Source organism: Rhodococcus sp. NPDC004095, from assembly GCF_053604015.1.
On sequence record NZ_JBSGGS010000008.1, the window covers coordinates 60,448 to 75,602 of the forward strand.

At 70.0% G+C, this 15,155-nt stretch carries 17 protein-coding genes; 7 read left to right on the top strand and 10 right to left on the bottom strand.

What is annotated here, in order from left to right; all coding sequences use genetic code 11:
* Positions 1–40 precede the first annotated feature (40 nt).
* Positions 41–1,582 (top strand): MFS transporter, encoded by a 1,542-nt coding sequence (locus tag ACWEPG_RS16805; protein WP_452594829.1) that lies wholly within the window; start codon positions 41–43, stop codon positions 1,580–1,582.
* Between the two features lie 203 nt (positions 1,583–1,785).
* Here the strand turns inward: ACWEPG_RS16805 and ACWEPG_RS16810 are convergent, their stop codons facing one another.
* Entirely contained in the window at positions 1,786–2,517 is a 732-nt protein-coding gene (locus ACWEPG_RS16810) for a DUF3159 domain-containing protein (RefSeq protein WP_452594914.1), read from the bottom strand.
* 54 nt (positions 2,518–2,571) lie between these two features.
* The gene (locus ACWEPG_RS16815) at positions 2,572–2,949 is read right to left on the bottom strand and encodes an OB-fold nucleic acid binding domain-containing protein (protein ID WP_450115924.1); all 378 of its coding nucleotides are present in this window, start codon (positions 2,947–2,949) and stop codon (positions 2,572–2,574) included.
* A 139-nt stretch (positions 2,950–3,088) separates the two neighbouring features.
* Here ACWEPG_RS16815 and ACWEPG_RS16820 point away from each other — a divergent pair, with 139 nt between their 5' ends.
* Positions 3,089–3,805, top strand: a complete 717-nt coding sequence (locus ACWEPG_RS16820; RefSeq protein WP_452594830.1) for an alpha/beta fold hydrolase — start codon at positions 3,089–3,091, stop codon at positions 3,803–3,805.
* On the opposite strand, the gene ACWEPG_RS16825 is transcribed toward ACWEPG_RS16820, so the two are convergent.
* Positions 3,802–4,623 (bottom strand): DUF3710 domain-containing protein, encoded by an 822-nt coding sequence (locus ACWEPG_RS16825; RefSeq protein ID WP_450115922.1) that lies wholly within the window; start codon positions 4,621–4,623, stop codon positions 3,802–3,804. The genes ACWEPG_RS16820 and ACWEPG_RS16825 overlap by 4 nt on opposite strands.
* Positions 4,623–5,120, bottom strand: a complete 498-nt coding sequence (gene dut / locus ACWEPG_RS16830; RefSeq protein ID WP_450115921.1) for a dUTP diphosphatase — start codon at positions 5,118–5,120, stop codon at positions 4,623–4,625. Before dut ends, ACWEPG_RS16825 begins: the two co-directional genes overlap by 1 nt.
* Before the next feature lie 90 nt (positions 5,121–5,210).
* Here dut and ACWEPG_RS16835 point away from each other — a divergent pair, with 90 nt between their 5' ends.
* Entirely contained in the window at positions 5,211–5,675 is a 465-nt protein-coding gene (locus tag ACWEPG_RS16835) for a DUF3093 domain-containing protein (RefSeq protein WP_452594915.1), read from the top strand.
* Between the two features lie 165 nt (positions 5,676–5,840).
* Here the strand turns inward: ACWEPG_RS16835 and ACWEPG_RS16840 are convergent, their stop codons facing one another.
* Positions 5,841–6,143, bottom strand: coding sequence for a DUF4193 domain-containing protein (locus ACWEPG_RS16840; protein WP_387469245.1), 303 nt, complete (start codon positions 6,141–6,143; stop codon positions 5,841–5,843).
* Between the two features lie 466 nt (positions 6,144–6,609).
* Between ACWEPG_RS16840 and cei the strand changes: the two genes are divergently transcribed.
* Complete coding sequence (cei, locus tag ACWEPG_RS16845) at positions 6,610–7,293, top strand: envelope integrity protein Cei (protein ID WP_450115920.1); 684 nt, start codon at positions 6,610–6,612, stop codon at positions 7,291–7,293.
* Positions 7,294–7,340: 47 nt separating this feature from the next.
* Here the strand turns inward: cei and ACWEPG_RS16850 are convergent, their stop codons facing one another.
* Positions 7,341–8,174 carry an inositol monophosphatase family protein gene (locus tag ACWEPG_RS16850; protein ID WP_452594916.1) on the bottom strand — a complete coding sequence of 278 codons (834 nt, stop codon included), beginning with the start codon at positions 8,172–8,174 and terminating at the stop codon, positions 7,341–7,343.
* Positions 8,175–8,315: 141 nt separating this feature from the next.
* Between ACWEPG_RS16850 and ppgK the strand changes: the two genes are divergently transcribed.
* Together ppgK and ACWEPG_RS16860 are read left to right on the top strand one after the other, a co-directional pair.
* Positions 8,316–9,080, top strand: a complete 765-nt coding sequence (gene ppgK / locus ACWEPG_RS16855) for a polyphosphate--glucose phosphotransferase (RefSeq protein ID WP_452594831.1) — start codon at positions 8,316–8,318, stop codon at positions 9,078–9,080.
* A 121-nt stretch (positions 9,081–9,201) separates the two neighbouring features.
* Positions 9,202–10,557: an RNA polymerase sigma factor gene (locus ACWEPG_RS16860; RefSeq protein ID WP_452594832.1), complete on the top strand. Its 1,356-nt coding sequence runs from the start codon at positions 9,202–9,204 to the stop codon at positions 10,555–10,557.
* A gap of 4 nt (positions 10,558–10,561) precedes the next feature.
* On the opposite strand, the gene ACWEPG_RS16865 is transcribed toward ACWEPG_RS16860, so the two are convergent.
* Genes ACWEPG_RS16865 through ACWEPG_RS16875 form a run of 3 tightly spaced genes read right to left on the bottom strand, consistent with a single transcriptional unit; the run spans position 10,562 to position 12,640 of the window.
* Positions 10,562–11,782, bottom strand: coding sequence for a cation:proton antiporter (locus ACWEPG_RS16865; RefSeq protein WP_452594833.1), 1,221 nt, complete (start codon positions 11,780–11,782; stop codon positions 10,562–10,564).
* A gap of 3 nt (positions 11,783–11,785) precedes the next feature.
* A complete protein-coding gene (locus ACWEPG_RS16870; protein ID WP_450115916.1) occupies positions 11,786–12,268 on the bottom strand; it encodes a cation:proton antiporter regulatory subunit in 483 nt (160 codons plus the stop codon).
* Positions 12,269–12,307: 39 nt separating this feature from the next.
* The gene (locus ACWEPG_RS16875) at positions 12,308–12,640 is read right to left on the bottom strand and encodes a DUF952 domain-containing protein (RefSeq protein WP_452594917.1); all 333 of its coding nucleotides are present in this window, start codon (positions 12,638–12,640) and stop codon (positions 12,308–12,310) included.
* A gap of 226 nt (positions 12,641–12,866) precedes the next feature.
* Here ACWEPG_RS16875 and ACWEPG_RS16880 point away from each other — a divergent pair, with 226 nt between their 5' ends.
* Positions 12,867–13,067 carry a DUF7455 domain-containing protein gene (locus ACWEPG_RS16880; protein ID WP_450115915.1) on the top strand — a complete coding sequence of 67 codons (201 nt, stop codon included), beginning with the start codon at positions 12,867–12,869 and terminating at the stop codon, positions 13,065–13,067.
* Between the two features lie 157 nt (positions 13,068–13,224).
* Here ACWEPG_RS16880 and ACWEPG_RS16885 read toward each other — a convergent pair whose 3' ends face one another.
* Positions 13,225–14,955 carry a DEAD/DEAH box helicase gene (locus ACWEPG_RS16885; protein ID WP_450134629.1) on the bottom strand — a complete coding sequence of 577 codons (1,731 nt, stop codon included), beginning with the start codon at positions 14,953–14,955 and terminating at the stop codon, positions 13,225–13,227.
* Between the last annotated feature and the right edge of the window lie 200 nt (positions 14,956–15,155).

Consider the following 15,155-nt stretch of genomic DNA (forward strand, 5'->3'; position numbering starts at 1 on the left):
ACCGTCGACTGGTTGCAGCTCTCGTTTCGAGGTGACCGTCATGGTCGTCACATCGAAGAACTCCGTCTCCACGCGCCGTCGCTGGTGGGCGCTCTCGGCGCTCGCCGTTGCGATGCTCACCATCGGCCTGGACACCACCGTTCTCGTGGTGGCGCTCCCCACTCTCGCCGTCGACCTGGGCGCGAGCACCGAACAGTTGCAGTGGTTCGTGTCCTCCTACACGCTCGTGATGGCCGCGGCGCTGCTACCTGCCGGTGCGATCGGCGACCGGGTCGGCCGCAAACGCCTGCTCGTCGGCGCGATGACACTGTTCGGTGTCGCGTCACTGCTCTGCGCCTTCGCCGGCACCGCCGGTCAGCTGATCGCCGCCCGGTCGCTCCTCGGCCTGGCCGCGGCCGTGATGATGCCGATGTCGCTCGCGGTACTGCCGGTGCTCTTCCCTGGCCGCCGCGAGCAGGCCCGGGCGTTGTCGGTCTGGGTCACTGCGACGGCCGTCGGACTCCCTCTCGGCCCGTTGGTCGGCGGCTGGCTGCTGCAGCACTTCTGGTGGGGGTCGGTGTTCCTGATCAACCTGCCGCTGGTGTGTGTCGGGGTCGTGGCGGTCGCGGCCCTGGTGCCGGAGTCCCGGTCCAAGCAGAAGATCCCGTTCGACCTGCCCGGTGCCGGACTGGCCAGCACGGGACTGTTCGCCCTCACCTACGGATTGACGCGGGCGGGCACCTCCGGCTGGTCCGATGCGGTAACCCTCTGCGCTCTGGCCGTCGCGGCGGCACTGCTGGCCGCATTCGCGGTTCGGCTCCGCATCGCGGCCCATCCTCTCGTCGACCCCTCGCTCTTCACCGTTCGCGAATTCACCTGGGGTGCAACGCTCTCGACCCTGATGAGCCTGGTGATGTTCGGTCTGTTCTTCGCGCTGCCGCAACTGCTGCAGTCCGTGCAGGGCAACGACGCCCTGACCACCGGGGTCAAACTCCTGCCGCTGATCGCCGGACTCGCGGCGGGCGCCCGGATCGGCGACGCCCTGGGCAACCACCTCGGCCCCGGTGCGGTCGCCGCACTCGGCTTCGGGGTCCTGGCCGGTGGCGCCGCCCTCGGCACCGTCACCGGGGCGGACACCGGCTACGGCCTGGTCGCCACCTGGTTCACCGTCGCGGGACTCGGGCTCGGGCTGGCACTGCCGGTGATCATGGCCGCCGCCGTCGGTGCCCTGTCCGAGGAGCGGGCCGGGTCCGGAGCGGCGCTGATCCAGGCATTGCGCCAGGCCGGCGGGACGATCGGGGTCGCCGTCCTCGGCACCGTTCTGAACTCCGTCTACCGGGCGAACCTGAACACCGGAGCGCTCCCTCAGCCGCTCGCCGAGCGGGCACGTCAGGGTGTGCCCGCCGCCGACGAAATCGCCCGCCGACTCGACCTCCCACAGCTGTTGCGGTCGGCGAACGGCGCATTCGTCGACGGCCTGGACGCCGTGCTGTGGGTGACCACGGCGGTGGCAGCGGTCTGCGCGATAATCGCGGTGGTGACGCTGTCGCTGCGACCGGGGCCCGAGACCGGGCACCCTGCCGAGCGACCCGGCGTGGGCTGATCCCGACGAAGCGGACAGATACTTCGCCTTTCACAGGAATTACGGCACTTCGGATTTGCCTGATTCCCGCGCAATCGGTCCGCTAACGGACAAAGACATTTCGACGGCGTACGAATATCGGGAATTCATCCATTCGAATGAATAATCGCGCAGAAGATAACAATTTCTCCGCAGTTCCATAACGCATCGAAGTCGATCCGAAGCTACGAGCGGGTGTCCCGGTCCGAATCCTGCGGGTTCGCGTCCACCGCCCCGTCGTCGACCACCCCGTCGTCGACCGCGGCGTCGTCGAGCGTGTCCGCGTCCAGCGCCTCCGCATCGACCGACTGGTCCGCCCTGCGCACCGCCCAGACGGTCACCAGCAGAACCAGCGCCGTCAGCGGCCAGCCCATCCCGATCCGGGTCACCGCCAGCCACCCGGTGTGATCGGTGTCGTAGAGCTGCGACTGCACGAGGTACCGGGCCCCGAAGACCACCGCCCACGCCAGGGTGGCGATGTCGTAGGCGCGGATCGCCGCCCGCGACCGACGCCAGCTGTTGCCGTGCCCGTTGAGGAAGCCCCACACCACGCCGACCAGCGGCCACCGCACGAGAATCGACACCACGAAGGCGCCCGCGTACAGCAGCGACGTGTAGATCCCGAACAGGAAGTAACCCTTCGCGTCACCGGTCCGGTGTGCGATGAACGCGCAGATCCCGACCCCGATGAAACCCGAGATCGCCGGTTGCACGGTGCCACGCACGACCAGCCGCCACACCAGCACCGCCGCCGCGACCCCGAGCGCGGCCCAGATCGCCGCGGTCAGGCCGAAGAAACTGTTCACCGGGACGAACGCCACGATCGGCAGCGTCGAGTAGACGAGCCCGCTGATACCGCCGAGCTGTTCGAGGATGGTGGGCTGCTGCCTGTCGGTCACCACACGAGGGTGCCACATCGCGATCGAGGTGGGCACCGGCCGTCACCCGGAGCATTCCACCTGCGGAAGTTCCTACGAGTCGCCGAGCAGTTCGTAGTAGGGGTTGTAAATGACCTTCTGCCCGTTGCGGTCCCCGAGCCTGCCGCGGACCAGCAGCTTCTTTCCGGTCTCGATCCCGGCGATCCGGCGGCGGCCGATCCACACCAGCGTCACCGGATCGGTGCCGTCGAACAATTCCGCCTGCACGGTGGCGCTCGACGACTTGGAACAGGACTCCACACTGCGCAAGCGGCCCTGCATCGTCACCTCCTCGCCGTGCCGGCAGTCACTGGCCCGCTGGGCCCCCGACGCCTGCGAGGACTCCGCCATCTCCTCCGCGTCGAGTTCGTCGAGATCTCCGGTCAGCCGCCGGGACAGTCGTCGGAAATATCCGTTGGCCGCGAGTGCCATTGCGCGCTCCTCCGAGCAGGTACGGTGCGATCCCTCGCCCCGCTTGTAGGTCTGTGTGATCGCCACTGTAGACCCACTTCCGAACCGGTCAACAAGACCGCCTGCAGACCGTCCCCGGACGGCCGTGCACTATCGACGTATGGCACAGCTGACGCTGCCACCGGTCGCGGTGGCCCTACCCGGAACCGGGTCCGATGCCGACTTCGCCGCGCGCGCCTTCACCGGCGCGTTGTCGCAGGTCGGAGTCCATGTAGTTGCCGTCGATCCCGACCCTCGCCGGGTGGTCGGCAGCTATCTCGACGCGCTCAATGCCGCCGCCGCCGAACACGGCCGCGTGCTCGCCGCGGGGATCTCGATCGGCGCCTCGGTCGCGCTGGAGTGGGCGACGCGACACCCGGACCGCGCGGTGGGCGTCCTCGCGGCACTGCCCGCGTGGACCGGCGACCCCACCGATGCCCCCGCCGCGATGAGCGCCACGTTCACCGCAACCCGGCTCCGCGCCGACGGACTCGAGGCCGTCACCAGCGCGATGATCGAAACCTCACCCGCGTGGCTGGGCGGGGAACTGGAACGCTCCTGGCGGTCGCAGTGGCCGCACCTGCCACTCGCACTCGACGAGGCCGCCGGGTACCACGGCCTCACCGAGGACGAGATGGCGCACACCGCGGTACCCGTCGGCATCTGCGCCGCGATCGACGACGCCGTGCACCCGATCGAGGTCGCACGACTGTGGACGCGGATCCTCCCGGACGCCGCCCTCCACACCGTCACCCTCGACCAGGTCGGCGCCGATCCCGCCGTCCTCGGCCGGAACTGCCTGAACGCGCTCCTGGAGGCGGCCGGCCAGCGGAGCTAGTTTCGGTCCATCTGCTGCATCGCCGAGCCGGAACCGCCGGGTCGATGCTCCGGCGGCGTCGCGTCCCGTTCCTGCTGGGCGAGCGCCGCGGCCTCGGCCGCCTGCTGCTGCGCCACGGCCTGCTGCTCCGCGGCCTGCTGCTGCGCCAGGACCTGCTGCTGCTGGGCGGCAACCAACTGCTCGGCCAGCACCTGCGGCAGGATCACCGGCAGCGGGGTCCGCACCGGGTGCGGTTCGTCGCCGCGGCGGACGACGGTCTCGCGCAGCACCTCCCGCGCGATCTGCGCGAGGGGTGCGTCCGCACCGGCGGAGCCGGCGGGCCCGGCCGCGACACAGCGGATCATCCAGCGGTACCCGTCGATGCCGATGAACCGCAGGTCGGCGTTGGGCGTCACCGCGTGAAGTTCGCGCCCCCATGGTCCGCCCTGGACCGTCACCTGCGCGTTGTCGGTGCGCAGCGAGTCGGCCAGGTCGGCGGTCACCTCGCGCCACTGCCCCGGAGACTTCGGGGCGGCGTACGCGGCCACGGTGATCCGGCCGTGCTGCGTCACCAGGTGCACCGCCTGCGGTGACCCGTCGGGCGCCATCTCCACCTGGATCTGGCCGCCGTCGGGCACCGGAACGAGAACCGAGCCCAGGTCCAGGCGCCCCTCGGCCGGATCGACGTCCAGGTCGTTCACGTCATAGGGACCGCGATCCTCGGTGCCGAGCGCCGGGAACTCGTCGGTGACGGCCGTGGGGTCGGTGTCGTCCACCGGGACATCCGCCGAGTACGACTCGTCGGCCGCCGCGGCGTCCTTCTTCTTCCGTCCGAACATCAGCGTGCCTCTTCCTCGGCCGGGCCCGCCGCCGCGTGCAGCAGCGCATGCCCACCGCTCGAACCGTGTCCACCCGCGCCCCGGCTCGTGTCGTCGAGCGAGTCGACCTCCACGAACGTCACCAATTCGACGCGCTGCACCAGCAGCTGCGCGATCCGGTCGCCTCGGCGGATGTCGATCGGGGTGCGGGTGTCGTGATTGATCAGGCAGACCTTGATCTCCCCGCGGTATCCGGCGTCCACCGTTCCGGGGGTGTTCACCACCGACAGCCCCGACTTCGCGGCCAGGCCGGAGCGGGGATGGATCAATCCCACCGTCCCCAGCGGCAGCGCCACGGCGATGCCGGTGCCCACCAGGGCCCGCTCGCCGGGCTCGAGGGTCACGTCGACGGTCGAGCAGAGGTCGACGCCGGCGTCACCCTCGTGGGCACGTCGCGGCAGTGGTATCTCGGGGTCGAGGCGTAGCAGCTCGACGGCAGGAAGATCGCTCACGTGCACCGAGACTACTCTGAGTGTGTGTCTGCGAACCCCCGACCTGGGAACCACGAATCGACGTCCGTCCACAACACGGCCGCCACCGCACCACCGATCTATTCCGAGCGGCTCTGGGTCCCGCTGTGGTGGTGGGTTGCGGGTCTGGCGGTCGCCGGCCTGCTCGCGGCCGAGGTGCACATGGGAGCGCCGAGCATCCTCGCCTGGGTGCCGTACGTGCTGCTGCTCCCCTTCCCCGCGTGGGGCCTGCTGTGGCTGAGCAGATGGCGGGTCGAGGTCACGCCCGGCGCCGACGGCGGTCCGGGCGAGCTGCAGATCGGGCGCGCCCACCTGCCCGTCGACGTGATCTCCCGGGTGGCGGTGGTGCCGCCGTCGGCGAAGTCCGCCGCGCTCGGCCGCCAGCTCGATCCGGCCGCGTTCGTGCAGAACCGCACCTGGGTCAAGCCGATGCTGCTGATCCTGCTCGACGATCCGGACGATCCGACGCCGTACTGGCTGGTCAGCACCCGCCGCCCGCACGAGCTGGCCGCGGCACTGGGCTGGAAGACCACCGCGTCGTAGCCGTACCCGAACGACGAGCGCCCGGTCCGAACTGGATGTCCAGGTCGGATCGGGCGCTTGTTCGTCCGGGCGCGGGGTCGGTGCGCGACACCGCCGCACCTCACCGCCGGCCGAGCCTCCACGGGCTCGGTCGCGGGCGGGTTGCGCGGCCGCAGTACTGCACCGTCAGGCGGCGCAGTCCATGCAGATCATGACGCCGTTGGCCTCGCTGGCCAGCCGGCTCCTGTGGTGCACCAGGAAGCAGCTCGAGCACGTGAACTCGTCCGCCTGCTTCGGCACCACACGAACCGACAGCTCCTCGCCGGACAGGTCGGCGCCCGGCAGTTCGAAGGATTCCGCCGTATCCGACTCGTCGACGTCGACGACCGCGGACTGGGCCTCGTTTCGCCGCGCCTTCAACTCCTCCAGCGAGTCCTCCGACACCTCATCGGATTCCGAACGCCTCGGTGCGTCGTAGTCGGTTGCCATCTCGTGTTCCCCTCGTCCTCTCTCGTCATCTGTCCCCGTCCCCACGCCCCGGTGGGCGCGCCGCCTGTCGCAGCCTCGCTGCACAACGCGGCAGAACGAAAATTCGTGCCCGGAAGTTAGCAACAGAAAATATGATTCGCCTCACATTCTCCGAAACTTGCACACCTCCGCGACCATCGTCCTGTCACGATCAGGCGGGCAGACAATAGCCGAACTCGGCGAAAATGTCTCGGTCCATTTCCCCGTGGCCCGAAAATCGTCCGGCAATCGTCACAAACACCTCCGCGGCCCTGGACATTCCGGGCCGGGAGGACATCCGTCACACCGCGACACGCCGCGCGCGGCGCAGGCCGTCGCAGCCGACCACGCCCACGCCGCCTGACCTCCGGTGTCGCAACCCGGCACCGCCCTTCACTACGCTGTGCGCACGCAGCAGCACCCGAACAGCGAGAGGTCAGGACGCAACGTGGTTTCACTGATCACCGAGGGCAGCTCCACGGGCCCCAACGGCAAGCCCTACCCGTACCGCCGGGCACTGCCGGTGATCGCCCTCATCGCGGTCCTCGCCGTCCTCGGCGCCGTGGTGTGGTTCCGGATCCTGACCAAGCCGGAGGAGCTGTCCGCCCCGGTCGTGTGCAACCCGCCGTCCGTGTCCGGTCCGCTCGACCCGAACGAGCCCGAACCGCAGCCGCTGGGCGAGCCGGTGTCCGCGACGACGCTGCTCGACGTCGAGCCGGCCCCGCTCGCCTCCACCCGCGTCCGGGTCTTCAACGCGAACGGTGAGCGCGGCCAGGCCGCGGACGTGGCGTCCCAGCTCAGCGACTACGGCTTCGCCTCCGCACCCGACGTACAGTCCGGCAACGACCCGGTCTACGTCGACCAGAACATGCAGTGCCAGGGTCAGATCCGGTTCGGATCGAACGGCCTCGCGGCCGCCAGCGCCCTGTGGCTGGCCATGCCGTGCGCGGAATTGATCCAGGACGGCCGCAGCGACGACATCGTCGACCTCGCACTGGGCACGTACTTCCGCAAGCTCCAGCCGAACACCGACGCCGAAGAGGTCCTCTCCTCGCTGAAGACCGCCGCCCCCGGCGGCGCCGGCGCGGTGGACATCGACCTCCTCAAGGCCGCGCGCGCCGCGCACTGCTGATCTCGGCGGCCGCTTCGCACCGACTGTGCCGTCCTCGGCGGCCGCCGCTACACCGGGATCGGGTCGAGCGCCCCCACCTCCGCGAACAGCGCATCCAACGCCCTCGCGACCCCCGGGGCGGCGGCCACCACGATCGCACCCTCGTCGCCGCTGGACTCCGCCGACGGCAACCGCACCACGGCACCGGCCTCCTCCGCGACGAGCGCGCCTGCGGCCCAGTCCCACGGGCTCAGACCGTGCTCGAAGTGTGCGTCGACCCGACCCGCCGCAACCATGCACAGGTCCAGCGCGGCAGACCCGATCCGGCGGATGTCGCGAACGCGGGGCAGCAGCGCGGCGACCAGTTCGCCCTGCCGGCGACGGCGGCCCTGCGCGTACCCGAAGCCGGTCGCAAGCAACGACATCGACACCTCGGTGACTGTGGTGCAGCGCAGTCGGTGCGCCGTGCCGTCGGCCTCGTGGAGCGTCGCGCCCAGACCACGGGCGGCCGAGTAGACCGCACCCGCCGCGACGTCGACCACCGCGCCCGCGACGGACACGCCGTCGATCTGGGCGGCCACGGAGATCGCGTACGCAGGGATCCCGTACAGGAAGTTGACGGTGCCGTCGATGGGGTCGACGACCCAGCGCACTCCGGCCGGGCCGCCGTCGCGCCCACCCTCCTCCCCCAGCACCGCGTCACCGGGACGGATCTCGGCCAGCCGCGCCCGGATCACGTCCTCGGTCTCGGTGTCCACTACGGTCACCGGATCGGTGGGGGTGCTCTTCGTGGTCACGGCGTCGGAGGCGGCCTCGTCACCGACCGCTGCGAAGACCTCCGGACGGCGGCGCGCGACGTGCTCGGCCGCCTCGACCGCGACCCGAACCGCCACCGCGCGCAACGCGGCCGGGTCGTCGGGGGCCTGTGCGACAACGGCGTCGAGGTGGGCACGGACTGCGGGATGATCGGCGAAAAGCGGCACGCCCCATGGTGCCTCACCGGTTCCCGTCACGCAGCACCCACAACCACTATCGTGACCGGCATGACGACGCAGCAGGCGAATCGGGGTTTCGGCATCGACGTCGGGGGCAGCGGCGTCAAGGGCGGTGTGGTGGACCTGGACACCGGCCAGTTGATCGGTGACCGGATCAAGATCCTCACCCCGCAGCCGGCCACGCCCACCGCCGTCGCCGCGACCGTCGCCGACATCGTGCGGCAGGCCGGATGGGACGGACCGGTCGGGATCACACTGCCCGCCGTCGTCACGGCGGGCGTCGCGCGCACCGCCGCCAACATCGACGGGACGTGGATCGGGACCGACGCCAACGCCCTGTTCTCCGGAGCGCTCGGTGGCCGCGCCGTCACCGTGCTCAACGACGCCGACGCGGCCGGGGTCGCCGAGGACCGGTACGGCGCGGGCAAGGACGTGGACGGCGTCGTCGTGCTGCTCACTTTCGGCACCGGCATCGGCTCGGCGATTCTCAACCACGGCGTGCTGCTGCCGAACACCGAGTTCGGGCACATGGAGGTGGACGGCAAGGAGGCCGAGCACCGGGCCTCGTCCGCGGCCAAGGAGACCAAGGACCTGTCCTACAAGGAGTGGGCGAAGGAGGTCTCCCGGGTGCTCACCCGCTACGAGGACCTGCTGTGGCCGGACCTGTTCATCGCGGGCGGCGGAATCAGCCGCAAGGCCGAGAAGTGGATCCCCCACCTGACCAACAGAACACCGGTCGTCGCGGCGTCGCTGCAGAACACGGCGGGTATCGCGGGGGCCGCTCTCGCCGCTGTGACCAGCATCGGAACGTAGCTCCCCGCGACGATAGTTACAATGGTGAGGCCGACGTCCAAGCCGGCCGAAATCAACTGACCTCTCCGCCGGAAATCCACTCTGGCGTGACGCCGCACGACTCCGTCACGAAAGGGCGTACGTGGCCGCCACCGAAACCAGTCCGACCTCCGACTCCGCGACCGAAGCGGAGGTCACCGGTACCGCTCCCGCGAAGAAGGCGGCGGCGAAGAAGGCCCCTGCGAAGAAGGCGGCCGCGAAGAAGGCCCCTGCCAAGAAGGCGGCCGCGAAGAAGGCCCCTGCCAAGAAGGCGGCCGCGAAGAAGGCGGGCGCCAAGAAGGCGACCGCCAAGGCCGGCGACCCCGATGCGATGGACGAGGGTCTCGACGACGGCGACATCGGCGATCTCGACGTGCCCGAGGGCGACCTGACCGACGAGGTCGTCGAGGAGGTCACCGTCGAGGAGGACGAGGCGACCGAGGAGCCGTCCGAGAAGGACAAGGCGTCCGGCGACTTCGTCTGGGACGAGGAGGAGTCCGAGGCGCTGCGGCAGGCCCGCAAGGACGCCGAGCTCACCGCCTCCGCCGACTCGGTGCGCGCGTACCTCAAGCAGATCGGCAAGGTCGCGCTCCTCAACGCCGAGGAGGAGGTCGAGCTCGCCAAGCGCATCGAGGCCGGCCTGTACGCGACCCAGCTGATGCAGGAGCACGCCGAGAAGGGCGAGAAGCTCCCCGCCGCGCAACGCCGCGACATGAACTGGATCTGCCGCGACGGCAACCGGGCGAAGAACCACCTGCTCGAGGCCAACCTGCGCCTCGTCGTGTCGCTGGCCAAGCGCTACACCGGCCGCGGCATGGCGTTCCTGGACCTGATCCAGGAGGGCAACCTGGGCCTGATCCGCGCGGTCGAGAAGTTCGACTACACCAAGGGCTACAAGTTCTCCACGTACGCCACCTGGTGGATCCGGCAGGCGATCACCCGCGCGATGGCCGACCAGGCCCGCACCATCCGCATCCCCGTGCACATGGTCGAGGTGATCAACAAGCTCGGCCGTATCCAGCGTGAGCTGCTCCAGGACCTGGGCCGCGAGCCCACTCCCGAGGAGCTCGCGAAGGAGATGGACATCACGCCGGAGAAGGTGCTGGAGATCCAGCAGTACGCGCGCGAGCCGATCTCCCTGGACCAGACCATCGGCGACGAGGGCGACAGCCAGCTCGGCGACTTCATCGAGGACTCCGAGGCCGTCGTCGCGGTCGACGCGGTGTCGTTCACGCTGCTGCAGGATCAGCTGCAGTCGGTCCTCGACACGCTGTCCGAGCGCGAGGCCGGCGTCGTGCGGCTGCGGTTCGGCCTGACCGACGGCCAGCCCCGCACCCTCGACGAGATCGGCCAGGTCTACGGCGTCACCCGCGAGCGGATCCGCCAGATCGAGTCGAAGACCATGTCGAAGCTGCGCCACCCGTCGCGCTCGCAGGTGCTGCGCGACTACCTCGACTAGATCGTCAGATCTCGCCCGTCTCGTCCGGAACGGCCGTCGGCTCCTGAGCCGACGGCCGTTCGCGTAGCCGGGGCACGAGCAACCGGGTGACCGGTTCGACGATCCGGGCGGCGACCGGTCCGAGCACAGCCATCAGGAGGACGTACGCGGTCGCGAGCGCCGCGATCTCCCCCTCGACGGCACCCGCGGAGACCGCGAGACCGGCGATGACGATCGAGAACTCGCCGCGGGCGACCAGCGCGGCCCCGGCGCGGGACTGACCCATCAGGGCGACACCCTGCCTGCGGGCGGCCCACGCCCCGGTCGCGATCTTCGTCACCGTGGTGACCACCGCCAGCGCCGCCGCCCAGCCGAGCACCGGCGGGACGGTCGCGGGGTCGGTGTTGAGACCGAACACCACGAAGAACATCGCCGCGAACAGGTCCCGCAACGGCTCGAGGACCTGGGCCGCGTTGCGGGCGGTCGCCCCCGAGATCGCGATGCCGAGCAGGAACGCCCCGACCGCGGCCGACACCTGCAGCGAGGACGCGAACCCCGCCACGAGCAGCGCCGCACCGAGCAGTTTGAGCAGGAACACCTCGCGGTCCTTGGCGTCCACGATCGCGGACACCACGTGGCCGTAACGCAGCGCGACCGTCAGTACGAGCGCCAGCATCAGCAGGGCGACGACCAGTGCCTTCACTCCCCCGACGAGACCGACCCCGGCCAGGATCGCGGTGAGGATCGGCAGGTAGACCGCCATCGTCAGATCCTCGAACACCAGGATCGAGAGCACCACCGGGGTTTCGCGGTTGCCGAGCCGACCGAGGTCGCTGAGTACCTTGGCCACGATGCCGGACGACGAGATGTAGGTGACACCGGCCATCACGAGCGCGCCGACCGGACCCCAGCCGAGCAGCAGCGCGACGGCCACACCGGGAGCCGCGTTGAGGACCAGGTCGAGGACGCCGGCCATCCACGACTTGCGCAGCCCGGTCATCAGTTCCGACGCGGAGTACTCGAGTCCGAGCAGCAGCAGCAGCAGAACGACGCCGATCTCGCTCGCCAGGTGGCCGAAGCCGCTGATGTCGCCGAGCGTGATGAATCCGCCCTGCCCGAAGCACAGACCTCCGACGAGGTACAGCGGAACCGGCGACATGCCGACACGGCCGGCGAGGCGACCGAGCACACCGAGGACGAAGAAGACCGCACCCAGCTCGACGAGCGCGAGCGCGGTGCTATCCACGGCTCACCCGTGGTGCAGGATCTTGGTGGCGGCGTCCAGGCCGTCGGAAGTGCCGACTGCGACAAGCAGGTCGCCCTCGGTCAGATTGAAATCCGGATTCGGCGACGGGTACGCCTGGCCGGCCCGCATCACGGCCACCACCGACACCCCGGTCCGGCTCCGCATCGCGGTCTCCCCCAGCGTGCGGCCGTCGAACGGTGACTCCTCGGTGATCGGGAGTTGCCGGGTGGTGATGCCGGGCAGGTCCCGGTGCTCCTCCCGCAGCTGCGACACCAGCTGCGGCGCCCCGAGCAGATTCGCCAGCACGGCCGCCTCGTCGTCGGTCAACCGCACCGAGGCCTGGCAGGCGTCGGGATCGTCCTTCTTCGAGACGATCAGGTCGGTCCCGCCGTCGCGCAGCGTCACCACCCCGACGCGTCGCCCGGTGGAGAGTTCGAAGTCCTTGCGGATCCCGATCCCGGGCAGTGGGGTCACTTCCACGTTCATGTCTCAACGGTAGCGCTGGAACGAGTTTCCGGTCGCAGGTCATGGATTCGGGGGTGTTCCGAACGTGCCGTCCGGGCCCGGCCGGTACGGCGCGACCGCGATGACCGCGGCAGCGGGGAGCGGGCCGTACAGGTGAGGGAACCGCATCGACGCCGGATCGGTCGGCACCCCGGGTTCCCAGCGAACCTCGGCGCCGAGCCCGGTCGCGTCGAGGTACAGCAGGACCAGATCGTCGCGCCCGGCGAACAGACGGTTCGCGGGCAGGTGCACCTGCTGCAGCGTCGACAGGTGCACGAACCCGTCCTCGGCGAACGAGTCCGGGACACGCACACCGGCGGTCCGGGATTGCTCCCACTCGGCTGCGGTGCACATGTGTACGAGGGTCGGGTCCGTCACGGACAGACCCTATCCCGCGCCCGTTCGGTGACCTGCATCACCGGTCCGGCCGTGTTTTCTGTTAGTGAAACCACAAAGAAACACCGTCGGGAACATCGTCCGAACGCCAAACGTCTGACAGAGTGATGCCACCGCGTCACCCGACGCGGCGGACCAGCCCCCAGGGGTCCCGGGTCGCACCGGGAGCCAGTACGGAGGAGTCATGCCCGGAACACTGACCAGCCCCCCGTTGACCGCAGCCGACCGGTGCGACCGGTGTGGTGCCGGAGCTCGCGTCCGCGCGGTGCTCGCCACTGGTGGAGAACTCCTCTTCTGCCAGCATCACGCCAACGAGCACGAGGATCGACTCCGCGCGATGAACGCCACCATCGTCTCCGGCGCCATCGACGAGGCAGCGATCTAGGCCGTCAGAACCGGGCGGCCTGACCTCAGACCCCCATTCGACCGGAAGGGCCCGCACCATGTGGTGCGGGCCCTTCCTCGTGTCCGGCGGTCGGTGCAGCGGCGGGTCACCACCGCCGCGGTGCGGCGCGGTCACGACCGCCACGACCGCGGTGCGGTCACCAGCGTCGCAGCGTGGCGATCCGTTCGGTGAGCTGATCGACGGTCGCGATGGCGGTCGGAGGTCCCCCGCACACCCGGCGCAGTTCGCCGTGGATCCAGCCGTGCGGCTTGCCGGTCCGGTGGTGGGTCATCGCGACCAGCCCGTTGAGTTCCTTGCGCAGCTCGGCGAGCTTGGCGGCCGACCCTGCGCGGTCGGCTACGACGGGCGGAGGGACCGGCGCCGCCGGTGCGGATGCCTTCGACTTGTCGAGCTGGCCCGCCTGCCGTTCCCGCAGCAGCGCCCGCATCTGGTCGGCGTCGAGGAGACCCGGCAGTCCCAGGTAGTCGGCTTCCTCGTCGCTGCCGGCGAAGGTCGCGGTGCCGAACGAGGAGCCGTCGTAGATCACCTGGTCGAGTTCGGCGTCGGCGCCGAGGGACGTGAACGCCTTCTCCTCCTCGCCGAGCTCGTCCTTCTGCTTGTTCGCGTCGGCGATCAGTTCGTCGTCGAGGCCGTCCTTCTCGCGGTGCGGCTTGCCGAGGATGTGGTCGCGCTGGACCTCGAGCTGGCTGGCCAGGTCGAGCAGGACGGGCACGGACGGCACGAAGACGCTGGCCGTCTCCCCCTTCTTGCGGGACCGCACGAAGCGGCCGATCGCCTGCGCGAAGAACAGCGGGGTCGACGCGCTGGTCGCGTACACCCCGACCGCGAGGCGGGGCACGTCGACGCCCTCGGACACCATCCGGACCGCAACCATCCACGGCTCGGTGTTGCTGCTGAACTCGGCGATCCGCTTCGAGGCGGTGGGGTCGTCGGAGAGCACGACGGTCGGCGCCCGCCCGGTGAGCGATTCCAGGATTTTCGCGTAGGCGCGCGCGACGGTCTGATCGGTGGCGATGACGAGGCCGCCGGCGTCGTGCATGCCATCGGACCGCAACTGCTGGAGCCGGGTGTTCGCGGCGGCGAGGACCGCGGGGATCCAGTCACCGTTCGGATCGAGGGCGGTCCGCCAGGCCCGCGCGGTCTGTTCGGCGGACAGCGGCTCGCCGAGGCGCGCGGCGAATTCCTCACCGGCGTTGTTGCGCCAACGCGCTTCACCGGAGTACGCGAGGAACACCACGGGACGCACGACGCCGTCGGCGAGGGCGTCGGAGTATCCGTAGGCATGATCGGCCTTGGACCGCATCAGTCCCTCGTTGTCCGGCTCGTACTGGACGAACGGGATCGCGGAGTCGTCACTGCGGAACGGGGTACCGGTCAGCGCCAGCCGGCGGGTCGCCGGTTCGTACGCCTCGCGGATCGCGTCACCCCAGCTCTTGGCGTCACCGCCGTGGTGGATCTCGTCGAGGATGACCAGGGTGCGGCGGTTCTCGGTACGCACCCGGTGCTTCGTCGGATGCGACGCCACCTGTGCGTAGGTGACGACGACGCCGTGGTAGTCGGCGGAGGTCTGACCGGTCGAGTTGGAGAAGTTGGAGTCCAGCGCGATGCCCATCCGGGCGGCGGACTCGGCCCACTGGTGCTTGAGGTGTTCGGTCGGCGCGACGACGGTGATCTCGTCGACGGTCCGGTCCCCGAGCAGTTCCGCGGCGACCCGCAGCGCGAAGGTGGTCTTGCCTGCGCCTGGGGTCGCCACCGCGAGGAAGTCCCTCGGCTTCGTTGCCAGGTACTTCGTCAGCGCACGCCGCTGCCAGGCTCGGAGGTTGGCGACGGGTGCGGGGGCTGGTGATTCGGTGTTACCCGTGAGCACTGTCGCGTCCGCTCCTTCTCGACTGTGGGGGTCGATCTCGACCGTGAAGACTGCCGGACGAGCCTAACGCCCCCCGCCGACGTTCTCTGCATCCGATGGCCCGTGCGACCGGAGGTGTCGCGAAGGCAACACCGACGGGTGGGCGACCGGTGTTGCCTTCGCGACACGGACGCCACCGGTGCGGACCAGCACCCGCTCGT